Source organism: Thermocatellispora tengchongensis (assembly GCF_014202315.1).
GTDB lineage: Bacteria > Actinomycetota > Actinomycetes > Streptosporangiales > Streptosporangiaceae > Thermocatellispora > Thermocatellispora tengchongensis.
Map to the genome: position 1 here is coordinate 191,574 of NZ_JACHGN010000021.1, position 12,514 is coordinate 204,087.

10 protein-coding genes are annotated in these 12,514 nt (G+C 73.6%); all 10 read right to left on the reverse strand.

Going from position 1 to position 12,514, the window contains the following annotated elements:
• Positions 1 to 15 precede the first annotated feature (15 nt).
• Complete coding sequence (locus HNP84_RS38705; RefSeq protein WP_185055004.1) at positions 16 to 357, reverse strand: hypothetical protein; 342 nt, start codon at positions 355 to 357, stop codon at positions 16 to 18.
• 215 nt (positions 358 to 572) lie between these two features.
• Entirely contained in the window at positions 573 to 3,131 is a 2,559-nt protein-coding gene (locus HNP84_RS54105; RefSeq protein ID WP_246519221.1) for a dipeptide ABC transporter ATP-binding protein, read from the reverse strand.
• The gene (locus tag HNP84_RS38720; protein WP_185055005.1) at positions 3,128 to 3,958 is read right to left on the reverse strand and encodes an ABC transporter permease; all 831 of its coding nucleotides are present in this window, start codon (positions 3,956 to 3,958) and stop codon (positions 3,128 to 3,130) included. Before HNP84_RS38720 ends, HNP84_RS54105 begins: the two co-directional genes overlap by 4 nt.
• Positions 3,958 to 4,887 carry an ABC transporter permease gene (locus HNP84_RS38725; protein ID WP_185055006.1) on the reverse strand — a complete coding sequence of 310 codons (930 nt, stop codon included), beginning with the start codon at positions 4,885 to 4,887 and terminating at the stop codon, positions 3,958 to 3,960. Before HNP84_RS38725 ends, HNP84_RS38720 begins: the two co-directional genes overlap by 1 nt.
• The gene (locus HNP84_RS38730) at positions 4,884 to 6,500 is read right to left on the reverse strand and encodes an ABC transporter substrate-binding protein (protein ID WP_185055007.1); all 1,617 of its coding nucleotides are present in this window, start codon (positions 6,498 to 6,500) and stop codon (positions 4,884 to 4,886) included. Before HNP84_RS38730 ends, HNP84_RS38725 begins: the two co-directional genes overlap by 4 nt.
• The gene (locus HNP84_RS38735) at positions 6,497 to 7,648 is read right to left on the reverse strand and encodes an LLM class flavin-dependent oxidoreductase (RefSeq protein ID WP_185055008.1); all 1,152 of its coding nucleotides are present in this window, start codon (positions 7,646 to 7,648) and stop codon (positions 6,497 to 6,499) included. The genes HNP84_RS38730 and HNP84_RS38735 overlap by 4 nt, the downstream gene beginning before the upstream one ends.
• Complete coding sequence (locus HNP84_RS38740; protein WP_185055009.1) at positions 7,645 to 8,697, reverse strand: LLM class flavin-dependent oxidoreductase; 1,053 nt, start codon at positions 8,695 to 8,697, stop codon at positions 7,645 to 7,647. The genes HNP84_RS38735 and HNP84_RS38740 overlap by 4 nt, the downstream gene beginning before the upstream one ends.
• A complete protein-coding gene (locus HNP84_RS38745; protein ID WP_185055010.1) occupies positions 8,694 to 9,875 on the reverse strand; it encodes an LLM class flavin-dependent oxidoreductase in 1,182 nt (393 codons plus the stop codon). The genes HNP84_RS38740 and HNP84_RS38745 overlap by 4 nt, the downstream gene beginning before the upstream one ends.
• Positions 9,872 to 11,227 (reverse strand): NtaA/DmoA family FMN-dependent monooxygenase, encoded by a 1,356-nt coding sequence (locus tag HNP84_RS38750; RefSeq protein ID WP_185055011.1) that lies wholly within the window; start codon positions 11,225 to 11,227, stop codon positions 9,872 to 9,874. Before HNP84_RS38750 ends, HNP84_RS38745 begins: the two co-directional genes overlap by 4 nt.
• Positions 11,228 to 11,383: 156 nt before the next feature.
• The coding region (locus HNP84_RS38755) for a heavy metal translocating P-type ATPase (protein ID WP_185055012.1) at positions 11,384 to 12,514 on the reverse strand (1,131 nt) is incomplete at its 5' end.

Genomic DNA, 12,514 nt, shown 5'->3' on the forward strand with positions numbered 1-12,514 from the left:
CGTCCTGCGACGGCGCTACTGGTGGCAGAAAGAACCCTCGATGAGGGTGATGATGCGCCCGGCCAGCGTGAGGTTGATCTTCTCCTCGCCGCCGAAGCGATCCTGAATGTTCTTGGTCACCTCATCACGGTTGATACCGCCGAGAAGCTCTGCGCAGGTGTCCTGGGCCCGGTCCACGTAGCGCTCGTTCTCAAGCGCGGGATCGATCTTGGCCAGGCCGTCGAGCAGCAGCTTCTTCTGCTCGGCGTCGGGCGTCGGCACACCGGTGCTCTCGGCCGTGTCCTGGCTGGTCGTCGTCGCGGTGTCGGTGGCAGGGCCGCTGGGCGTTCCGCACCCGGCCACCAGCGCGGCGGCCATCAAGGGGAGAAGCAGGGCCCGAGCCGCACGCGCGCCGGGCCGCTGGGATAACTGCTGATGCGTGGGGGGTTCAAGCTGCGGGAGGGGCATAGGCCGCAGCGTAGTGGTCGCCGTACCGCTTTTAACGAGATCACGTAGGACGGACACCCGAAATCGATCGCCTGATATGTCCTGAAATACCCCACCACGTAACCCGGGTGATCCGCACATCCGCCTCACCCCACGGTGAGCCTCGGCACCGCCGCGACCAGCTCCCGGGTGTAGGGATGGCGGGGCAGGTGGAAGACGTCGTCCACGTCGCCCTCCTCCACCACGCGCCCGTCCTTCATCACCATTACGCGGTCGCTTACGTGGTGCACGACGCCAAGGTCATGTGAGATGAATATCATTGCGGTGTCGGCCTCGGCCTGTATATCGGCGAGCAGGTCGAGCACCTGGGCCTGGATCGACACGTCCAGCGCCGAGACGGGCTCGTCACAGACCAGCAGGTCGGGCCGAGCCCCCAGCGCCCGCGCGATGGCCACCCGCTGCCGCTCCCCGCCCGACAGCTCCCGTGGCCGCCGCCCGGCCACCGACGCCACCAGCCCCACCCGGTCCAGCAGCCGCACCACCTCCTCCCGCCGCCGCTCCCGCGGCACGATCCCCCGCAGCGCATCCCCGACCAGCCGCTCCACGGTGTGCCGGGGATCGAAGGACTCCAGCGGGCTCTGCGCGACAAGCTGCACCGCCCGCCGCCACGGCCGCCGCCCCCGCTCCGGCCCCGGACTCCACGCCCGCCCCCGCACCACCACCTCCCCCTCGTCCGGCACCACCAGCCCCATCACCACCCGAGCCAGCGTCGTCTTCCCCGACCCCGACTCCCCCACGACCCCCAGCGTCTCCCCCTTCCGCACCACCAGCGACACCCCATCAACGGCCACCCTGCCCCCATAAGCCACCGAAACCCCCCGCACGGCCACGACCTCGTCCGGCTCGCCGCCAGGGCCGACATGGTCGTGGTCGGCATGGTCGGGGTCGGCATGGTCGGGGCCGGTATGGCCGGGGCCGGTATGGCCGGGGCCGGTATGGCCGGGGCCAGGTCCGGTTGCGCGCCGCTCATCGCCGCCGGCCACCACCGCCACCCCGGCACCACGGGAGTGCGCCGGGGCGCTGGGATCCCGCTCGGCGTCCCGATGCCCAGGGACGAGCCCGGCCTGCCCAGCGCCCGCCGCATCCGCATGCACGCGCCCCTCCACCTCGGCCACGCGCCATTCACCGGCACCTGGCACCGGCGCAGCGCCCTGCGCCGACCCTGCGCCACGGAGGAACGCGGAAGTGGGCCGGCCGTCGGCCGCCCCATCATGAGCCCGCACGGCACCCACCGCACCCGGCCTTGGCGCCGCCGCCGCACCATCCCCCACCGCCCCGGCGCCACGGGAGTGCGCCGGGGCGATGGGGTCCCGCTCAGTGTCCCGATGTCCGGGGCCGTGCTCGGCCTGCCCGGCGCCCGCCGCGTCCACATGCGCGCGCCCCTCCACCTCGGCCCCGCCCCGTTCGCCAGCACCCGGCACCGGCGCAGCACCCTGCGCCGACCCTGCGCCACGGAGGAACGCGGAAGTGGGCCGGCCGTCGGCCACCCCATCATGAGCCCGCACGGCACCCGCCGCACCCGAGACGGACACCGCCGCCGCACCATCCCGCACCGCCCCGACGCCACGGGAGTGCGCCGGGGCGATGGGGTCCCGCTCAGTGTCCCGATGTCCGGGGCCGTGCTCGGCCTGCCCGGCGCCCGTCGCATCCGCATGCGCGCGTCCCTCCTCCTCGGGCACGCGCCGCTCAGCAGCAGCCGGCACCGCCCCTGCGCCACCGTCGCCCGCTGGGTCGGCGCGGCCCTCACCGGCGCCGGGTGTCGCCGAACCGTCCCGCGCCGGGTCGGTGGCGTGGGAGGGGTGGGGGGAGAGGCGGGTGCCCTTGGTGGTGGCGGAGGGGATGGCGGCTATCAGGGTGCGGGTGTAGGGGTGGGTGGGGGTGGTGAGGAGGGTGGCGGCGGGGCCCTGTTCGACGATGGTGCCCTGGCGCATGACCAGGATGCGGTCGGCCAGGGCGGCGACCACGGCCAGGTCGTGGCTGATCATGAGGAGGGCGGTGCCGGCGGCGCGGCGGGCGGACAGGAGGCGGAGGATCTGGGCCTGGACGGTGACGTCGAGGGCGGTGGTGGGCTCGTCGGCGATGAGCAGGGGCGGGTCGGCGGCCAGGGCGGAGGCGATCAGAGCGCGCTGGCGCAGGCCGCCGGAGAGCTGGTGGGGGCGTTGCCGGGCCCGGATCTCGGGGTCGGGGATGCCCACGGCGCGGAGCAGGGACGTGATCCGCTCCGCCCGCTGCGCTCTCGGGACCACGTCGTGGCGGGCGAGGACCTCGGCGATCTCGGCGCCGACCGTACGCAGGGGGTCCAGGCTGACGAGCGCGTCCTGGAGCACCAGGCCGATGTGACGGCCCCGGAGGTGGCGCCAGTCCCGTTCGGCGAAGCGAAGGGCGTTCCGGCCGGCCAGGTCGAAGCGGGCGGCGCGCACCTCCGCGCCCCGTCCGGCCAGGCCCAGGAGGGAGCGGGCGGTCACGCTCTTGCCCGAGCCCGACTCGCCGACGATGGCCACGCACTCGCCGGGGGCGATGGTGAGCGAGACGCCGCGCACCGCCCGTACCCCGGCGGCCGGGAACGTCACGTGCAGGTCCTCGATCTCGACCAGGGGGGCGGCCGTCTCCCGGCGTCGAGGCCGGGTGATCGCCAGTTCGGTCATGGGGTTCTCCCCTCGAAACGGTGCTGGAGGTGGCGGCCGGTCACGGTGAGGCAGACGACGGTGAGCGTCACGGCCGCGCCGGGGGCCAGGGCCTCCCACCAGGCGACGCGCATGTAGTTGCGGGCCTCGGAGAGCATGGCGCCCCACTCGGGGGCGGGCGGCTGCGGGCCCATGCCGAGGAAGCTGAGGCCGGAGGCGGCGATGACCGCGCTGCCGAGGGCGATGGTGGCCAGGACCGGGAGCGGGCCGAGGACGTTGGGCAGCACGTGCCGGAAGGTGATCGCGGCCCGGGAGAAGCCGAACGTCACGGCCTGCTCGACGTAGCCCGCGCGGCGTACCACGAAGGTCTGCGCGCGTACGAGCCGGGCGAAGTGCGGGATCTGCGCGATGCCGATCGCGAGCACCACGCTGCCGGTGCCGGGCCCGGTGATGGCCACGACCAGCAGGGCCAGCAGCAGTTCGGGCAGGGTGCCGAGCACGTCGAAGGAGCGGGCCAGCGCCTCGTCCACCCAGCGGTGCGAGAGCCCGGCGGCCAGGCCGAGGACGAGGCCGCAGGCCACGGCGAGCGCGGTGGCGAGCACGCCGATCGTGAGCGAGTGGCGGGCGCCGTGCACCACGCGGGCCAGCACGTCGCGGCCGAGGTGGTCGGTGCCGAGCCAGTGTCCGGGGCCGGGCGGTTCCAGGGCGCGCAGGGGGTCGGCGGCCAGCGGGTCGGCGCCGGCGAGCAGGCCGGGCGCGGCCACCGCGACCGCGAGCAGCGCCAGGAAGAGCGCGGCGGCCGTGACCCCGGGACGCGGCCGGCTCAGGCGCAGCGCGATGGCGGCCATCAGGTCGTCCTGAGCCGCGGGTCGATGATCCGGTACGCCAGGTCCACGACCGTGCTGATCGCCACGAACACCGCGGCGAACAGGATCACCACGGCCATCACGACCGGCAGGTCCTTGCCGGAGACGGCGTCCATGGTGACCTGGCCGAGGCCGGGGCGGCCGAACAGGATCTCGGTGATCACGGCGCCGCCGAGCACGCTGCCGGTGAACCAGCCGACGTAGGTGACGGCGGGCAGGAGTGCGTGGCGCAGGGCGTGCCTGGCGACCACGGCCCGCTCCCCCAGGCCGCGGGCGCGGGCGGTGACCGCGAAGGGCTGTTCCAGGGCGCGTTCCAGGCCGTCGCGGAGCACCTGGCCGAGCACCCCGGCGATAGGCAGGCCGAGCGCGAGGGCGGGCAGCACCAGCGCGGCCGGGCCGTCCGCGCCGGAGACCGGGAACCAGCCGAGGGTGAAGGAGAAGACGGTGAGCAGGAGGATGCCGATCACGAACGGGGGCACGGACACCGACACCAGCTCGGCGGCGGAGGCGGCGCGGCGCGGCCAGGGGCCCCGGCCGGCGGTGAGGACCGCGATCAGCAGCGCCAGCACGACGCCGGTGCCGGCGGCGGCGAGCACCAGCTCGACGCTGGGGCGGAGCTGGGAGGCCAGCACCTCGCCCACGTCGCGCTGCAGCCAGTACGACCGGCCCAGGTCGCCCTGGAGCAGCCGGCCGAGGTAGGCGAGGTACTGCACGATCTCCGGCCGGTCGAGCCCCCACTCGGCGCTGATCGCGGCCCGGATCTCGGGGGTGTCCGGGCCGTCTCCGATCAGTACGTCGATGGTGTCGCCGGGGGCGAGCCACAGCGCCGCGTACGCGGCCGTGGCGGCGGCCCACAGCACCGCCACGCCCGCGCCCACCCGGCGGGCGACGGCCCACAGGATGGATCTCATGTGCCGATCCGCACGTCGTAGGCGTTGCGCGGCGTGCCGGACGCCGGGTCGAAGCCGAGGCCCTGCACGCTCTTGCGGGCGGCGATCTGGTCGGCGGGCACGTAGAGCGGGAAGACGATCGCGTGCTCGGTCACCGCGGCCTGCTGCACCTTGGCGTAGAGCCGGGCGCGCTCGGCGGTGTCGGAGTCGGCCGCGGCGGCGGCCAGCCACTTGTCCACGTCGGGGTCGTGGAAGTGGGTGCGGTTGATGGCGGCGTCCTCGGGGAGGATCAGGTTGAGGGCCGCGCCGGCGTCGGAGTCGCCGCGGGAGTTCTCGAACAGCTCGTAGGCGTTGTCGTCCAGCGCCTTCTGCGCCGTGCCCTGATCGACGATCTTGATCTGGTAGTCGATGCCCGCGGTCTGCTTGACCTGGGCCTGGATGGCCTGGGCCAGGATGTCGCGGCGGTCCCGTACGAACGGCGCCGAGGCGACCGCGCGCACGGTGAGCCGCTTGCCGTCCTTGGTGCGGTAGCCCTCGGAGTCGCGCCCGGTCCACCCGGCCTCGTCGAGCAGCTTGTTGGCCTTGGCGGTGTCGCCGCCGAAGGTGCCCTCCAGGGTGGCGTCGTAGAACGGACTGGACTTGGCCACGATGGACCAGGCGCGGGTGGCGGTGCCCTGGTAGACCGAGTTCAGCACCGCGTCCACGTCCACGGCCTCGCGGAACGCCTGCCGCACCCTCTTGTCGTCGAAGGGCGCGTGCGAGGTGTTGAAGTAGTAGGAGAACGCGGTGCCGGAGTTGAGCGCGGTCTGGTAGGTCAGGTCCGGGTCCGCCTTGATCAGCTTGACCTCGGTGGCGGGCACGCCCTCGATCACGTCCACCTGGCCCGAGGTGAGCGCGCCCACGCGTACGGCGGCCTCGGGCAGGAAACGGTAGGTCAGCTCCGCCAGGTGGGCGGGCCCCTGGTGCGCGGCCGTCGCCGGCGGCCACTTGTACGCCGGGTTGCGCCGGTAGTGCGCCTCCTGCCCCTTGACGTACCGGTCCAGGATGAACGGCCCGGTCCCGACCAGGTCGGGCCCGCCCGCCTTGAGGTCCTTGGCCGATCGCAGCGACTTCGGTGAGACCTGCCCGGCGTACGGGGAGGCGAGGAAGTCCAGGAACAGTGTGTCGGGCTCGTTGAGGGTGATCTTCACGGTGGTGGCCGAGACCACCTCCACCTTGTCCAGGGTGCGGAGCTGGATCGCCTTGACCGCGGGGTTGTAGTCGGGCTCGGAGAACTTCTCCAGGTTCGCCTTGACGGCCGCGGCGTCGAACTTCGTGCCGTCGTGGAAGGTCACGTCGTCGCGCAACCGCAACGTGTAGGTCCTGCCGTCGTCGGAGACCTCCCAGGACGTGGCCAGCCAGGGCGCGTACCCGCCCTTGGCGTCCTTGGCGAGCAGGGCGTCGAACTGGTTGAACACCAGCAGCCTGGCCTTGTTCTGCGCCCACTGGTGCGGGTTGAAGGTGATCGGCTCGGTTTCGATCGCCCAGGTGAGCGACCCGCCGTCCGATTTCGCCGCCTCGGGCGCGCCCTGCCCGCCGCAGGCCGTCAGGGCCAGGGCGAGCACGAGCGGGGGTACGACCTTCGACAGCTTCACCGCTGGTCCTCCTGTGCGGCTTCGCGCCACGCGCGGGCGAGCAGCTCGTAGGAGCGCACGCGGTCGGCGTGGTCGTGGGTGATGGTGGTGACGAGCAGTTCGTCGGCCCCGGTGACGCGCTGGAGCACGCGCAGCCTCTCCACCACGGTCTCGGGCGAGCCGGCGAACTGGGTGTCGGTCCGGTCGGCGACGAGCGCGCGGTCCTCGTCGGTCCATTCGTGCGCGTCGGCCTCGGCGATGCTCGGGTAGGGGATCGCGCCCTGGCCGGTGCGGATGGAGCGCACCCACAGCCCGTACGGCTTGGCCAGCTCCCTGGCGGTGGCGTCGTCCTCGGCCACGACCACGTCGGCGGAGACCACGACGTACGGCTCGGCCAGCTCCGCCGAGGGCGTGAACGCCTTGCGGTACGCCTCGACGGCCTCCAGGACGGTGGCCGGGCTGACGTGGTAGTTGGCCGCGAACGGCAGCCCGCGCTCGCCCGCGACCTGGGCGCTCTGCCCGCCGCTGCTGCCGAGTATCCACAGCTCGACGTCGGCGCCCTCGCCGGGGACGGCGTGCGCGGGGTACCCCTCGGGCGAGCGGTACGTGCCGTGCAGGAACGCCTGGATGTCGTCCACCTGCTCGGCGAAGTCCGGGGCGACGGCGCCGGGCTGCTGGAGCAGCGAGGCGTGGAAGGCGAACTGCGGCGAGCGGGCCACGGCGGCGAAGGAGAACGGCGGCGGGATGAGCAGCCCGTCCACGACCTTGGCCTCGGGCGGCCCGGGGTCGTCCTTCTCGGCCAGCAGCTCGGCGCGGCGCTGCCCGGAGCGGCCGAGGCCGAGGTCGATGCGGCCGGGGTACAGGGCGTCGATGAGGCCGAACTGCTCGACGACGGCCAGCGGGGTCTGGTGGCCGAGCTGCACCGCGCCCGAGCCGACCCGGATCGTCCGGGTGGCGGCGGCGATCTGGCCGATGAGCACGGCCGGCGCCGAGCTGGCCACGCCCGGGACGAGGTGATGCTCGGCCACCCAGTAGCGGCGGTAGCCGAACTCCTCGGCCCGCCGGGCCAGGTCGATGGTGTTGCGCAGCGCGCCGGCCACGGTGCCGCCGGACGGGACCGGCGCCAGGTCGAGTATGGACAGCGGGAGGGGGGTGCGGGGTTCGGTCATGACACGCCTTCCGGGAAGGGGCGGCTGGGGATCTCCTTGCGCAGCACGGGGGCGATCTCGCTCTGGAACAGCTCCAGCGCCTCGCGGTGCTGCCCCTGGGTGAGCCCGTCGGCGTCGGCGTGCAGGTGCATGACCTCGTGCCCGAACCTGGCGTGGTAGCGCAGCACCTTGTCGATGATCTGCTGCGGGCTGCCGATGAGGTGGGAGCCGCGTTCGACGGCGTCCTCGATGGAGTGGAAGACCGGCTGGAGGCCCAGGGCGGCGAACGCGCGCTGCCGGGCCTCGAAGATCGGCCGGTAGGTGTCGATCGCGTCCTGGGAGTTCTTCGCGGCGTAGTACGCGGCCGTGCCCGCCCCGATCAGCGCCTGCTCCGGGTCGTGGCCGTAGTGCGCCAGGCGCTCGCGGTAGTGGTCCACCAGCTCGGCGTACGGCTCGATGGGGTTGGTGACGTTGGCGGAGAACAGCGGGTCGCCGTACTTGGCGGCCAGGTCCACCGACTCCTTGCTGGTCGCGCTGCCGTGCCAGACCCGGATGGGCCGCTGCAACGGGCGCGGCCAGGTCTCGGCGTCGGTGAGCGAGGGCCGGAACCGGCCCTCCCAGGTGACCTTGTCCTCCCGCCACAGCCGCCGGAACAGCTCGTACGCCTCCCGGTTGCGGTCCCACTGGTCTTCCGGGGTGACGTGGAACAGCTTGGCCTGGGCCGCGCCGTTGCCCTTGCCGATGATCAGCTCAAGCCGGCCGCCGGACAGGTGGTCCAGGGTGGCGTAGTCCTCGTAGGCGCGCACCGGGTCGAGCAGGCTCAGCGTGGTGACCGCGGTGAACAGCCGGATGGTGGAGGTCCTGGCCGCGATGTGGCTGAGCACGACCGGCGGCGAGGAGGAGATGAACGGCCGCTCGTGCCGCTCGCCGACCCCGAACCCGTCGAAGCCCAGCTCCTCGGCCAGCACCGCGTTGTCCACCACCTCGCGGAACCGCTCGGTGGTGGTCTTGGTGTGGCCGGTGATGGGGTCGGGGCCGTGGACGATGAGGGTGATGGTGATGAACTTCACGTGGTGCTCGCCTCTTCGTAGCGGTTGGCGGGTCGCGGCAGGCCGAGCAGCCCGCGCAGGGTGGCGGCCTCGTACGCGTGCCGGAACGCGCCGCGCCTGCGCAGCGCGGCCGTGACCCCGCGCGCGATGGCCTTCAGGTCGTACGGCACCGCCCCCGGCCGCAGCCGGTAGCCCTCGATCCCGGCTCCGCGCCAGTCGAGCAGCAGGTCGGCCAGCTCCTCGGCGGTGCCGGTGAAGATCAGCGCGTCGGAGTCGTACGCGGCGCCGTCCAGCTCGTCGAGCCTGGCCTTGCGCTCGGCGGCCTCCTGGGCGGAGTGGCCGAGGAAGACCACCAGGTCGGCGAAGATCCGCACCGTCCCGCCGCCCCCGGGGATGCCCCTGATCTCCCCGGCGATGGCGGCGGCGTGGTCACGGTCGCGCGGGGTGACGTAGACGATGTCGGCGTTGCGGGCCGCGAACTCGTACGGCACCCGGGCGTGGGCGAGCGCGGTGACCACCGGCTGCCCCTGGGGCGGCCGGGGCGTGATCGAGGGGCCCTTGACGGAGAACCAGCGGCCCCGGAAGTCGATGTAGTGCAGCTTGTCGCGGTCGAGGAACCTGCCGGTGGCGACGTCGCGGATCTCGGCGTCGTCGGCCCAGCTGTCCCACAGGCGGCGGGCCACCTCCACGGCGTCGCCCGCCTCCTCGAACAGGTCGCGCACGTGCCGCTCGTCCAGGGCGGCGGGGTCGAGCGGGGGGAAGGAGCGGCGGCCGAAGTGGGCGGCATCGCTCGCGCGGGGCGAGACCTGCGGGCGCCACCCGGCGCGGCCCTGGCTGACGTGGTCCAGCGTGGCGATGCCGATCGCGACGTGGAACGGCTCGGTGTGGGTGGTGGTCGCGGTGGGGACCAGCCCGATGTGCGAGGTCAGCGGGGCGATGGAGGCGGCCAGCAGCACGGCGTCCAGGCGGCCGCGCACCTGGTCCACCCGCCCGTCGTGGCCGTCGTCGAGCGTGGACTGCAGCCCGAAACCGTCCTCGATGGTGACGAAGTCGAGCAGCCCGCGCTCGGCCTCGGCCACGAGCCCGGCCCAGTAGCGCGCGGTGAACAGCTCGCCCGCCCGTGCGACCGGCTCACGCCACGCGGCGGGGTGCCAGCCGGCCCCGTCGAGCGCGACCGCCAGGTGCAGGTGATCGGTCATGCCGCCCTCCCCGGCGCGCGCAGCCCGAGGTGGTCGCGGAGCGTGACGCCCTCGTACTCCTCGCGGAACACGCCGCGCTCCTGGAGCAGCGGCACCACCCGGTCCACGAAGTCGTCCAGCCCGCCGGGCGTGAGGTGCGGCACGAGGATGAACCCGTCGGCGGCCTCGGCCGTCACGAACTCCTCGATCTGCCGCGCAACCGTCTGCGGGGAGCCGACGAACGACTGACGGCCGGTCATCTCGATCACCAGGTCGCGGATGCTCAGCCCCTTCTCCCTGGCGACGGAGCGCCACCGCGCCACGACCGCGGCCCGGTCGGCGACCTGCACCCGGCCCTGCGACACGCCGCCCTCCAGGTCCGGCTCCACGTCGGGCAGCGGGCCCTCGGGGTCGTGGGCGGACATGTCGCGGCCCCAGATCTGCTCCAGGAACGCGATGGCGGTCTGCGGGCTCACCTGCTGCCGGCGGATCTCGGCCGCGTGCTCGGCGGCCTCGGCGTCGGTGTCGCCCAGCGCGTACGTCGCCGCCGGCATGATCTTCAGGTCGCCGGGCTCGCGCCCGTAGCGGGCCAGACGGCGCTTGACGTCGGCGTAGAACGCCCGCCCGTCCTCCAGGGTGCCGTGCCTGCTGAAGATGACGTCGGCGGTGGCGGCGGCGAACTCGCGGCCCTCGTCGGAGTCGCCCGCCTGGATGATGACCGGATGCCCCTGGGGTGAGCGGGGCACGTTGAAGTGGCCGTGGACGTTGAACTGCGCCCCCTCGTGGCGCACCTCGCCGATCGCGCCGGGGCGGACGAACACCCCCGACTCCTGGTCGGCCGCCACCGCGCCGGGCGGCCAGGAGTCCCACAGCGTGCGGGCGAGCTGGACGAACTCCGCCGCCCGCGTGTACCGGTCGGCCCGGTCGAGGTAGCCGCCGCGCCGGAAGTTCTCGCCGGTGAACGCGTCGGAGGTGGTCACCACGTTCCACGCGGCCCGGCCCGCGCTGAGGTGGTCGAGGGTGGCCAGGCGCCGGGCCAGCTCGTAGGGCTCGTTGAAGGTGGTGTTGACCGTGGCGGCCAGGCCGAGGCGGTCGGTGACGGCGGCGAGCGCGGCCAGCACCGTCAGCGATTCGGGCCGGCCGGCCACGTCCAGGTCGTGGATGCGGCCCTTGAGCTCGCGCAGCCGCAGGCCCTCGGCGAGGAAGAAGAAGTCGAACCTGCCGCGCTCGGCGGTACGGGCGAGGTGGACGAAGGAGGCGAAGTCGATCTGGCTCCCCGAGCGCGGGTCTGCCCAGACCGTGGTGTTGTTCACGCCGGGGAAGTGCGCCGCGAGGTGGACCCGTCTGCGCGCCCCGGCCGTGGAAGAGGCCACGTAGACCCCTCCTTTCCCTATTGCCTATGAAAACAGTAGGAAAAGTGGGTTTATAAGTCAACGCCCGCATGGCCGCCGGAATCCGCGGCCATGCGGGCGTTACGGGCAGTTACAGGGCGTTGCGCGGTGTTGCGCGGCGTTGCGGCGCCTGGGGGGTCAGCGGAAGGTGCGCAGCCGCAGGCTGTTGCTCACCACGAACACGCTGGAGAAGGCCATCGCGGCTCCGGCGATCATCGGGTTGAGCAGGCCCATCGCGGCCAGCGGGAGCGCGGCGACGTTGTAGGCGAAGGCCCAGAACAGGTTGCCCTTGATCGTGCGCAGTGTGCGGCGTGACAGGCGGATCGCGTCGGCGGCCACGCGCAGGTCGCCGCGTACCAGGGTGAGGTCGGACGCCTGGATGGCGGCGTCGGTGCCGGTGCCCATGGCCAGGCCCAGATCGGCCTGGGCCAGCGCGGCGGCGTCGTTCACGCCGTCGCCGACCATGGCCACGCTGCGGCCCTCGGACTGCAGCCGCTTAACCACGTCCACCTTGTCGGCGGGCAGCACCTCGGCGATCACCTCGTCGATGCCGACCTCGGCGGCGACCGCGCGGGCCGCGGCCTCGTTGTCGCCGGTGAGCAGCACCGGGGTCAGCCCGAGGGCGCGGAAGCGGCGGATCGCCTCGGCGCTGGTCGGCTTCACGGTGTCGGCCACGACGAGCACCGCCCGCGCCTTGCCGTCCCAGCCGACCGCCACCGCCGTACGCCCGGCGTCATGCGCCTCGCGCACCGCGCGTTCCAGCGGCTCGGGCAGGTGCTGGGACCACTCGGCGAGCAGCGCCGGGCGGCCGGCCAGGACGGCGTGGCCGTCCACCACGCCCTGGACGCCCAGCCCCTCGATGTTGGCGAAGCCGGTGACCTCCGGCGCCTTGGCGCCGTCGAACCCGGCGGCGCGGACGATGGCCCGCGCGATCGGGTGCTCGGAGGCGTGCTCCAGCCCGCCCGCGAGCCGCAGCACCTCGGCGCGGTCCTCGCCCTCGGCGAGGTGCACGGCGGTCAGCGACATGCGGCCCTCGGTGACGGTGCCGGTCTTGTCCAGCACCACGGTGTCGATCCCACGGGTGGACTCCAGCGCCTCGGCGCCCTTGATCAGGATGCCGAGCTGCGCGCCCCGGCCCGTGCCGACCAGCAGCGCGGTCGGCGTGGCCAGGCCCAGCGCGCACGGGCAGGCGATGATCAGCACGGCCACGGCCGCGGTGAACGCCGCCGCCGCGCCCTCGCCGGAGCCCAGCCAGAAGCCGAGCGTGGC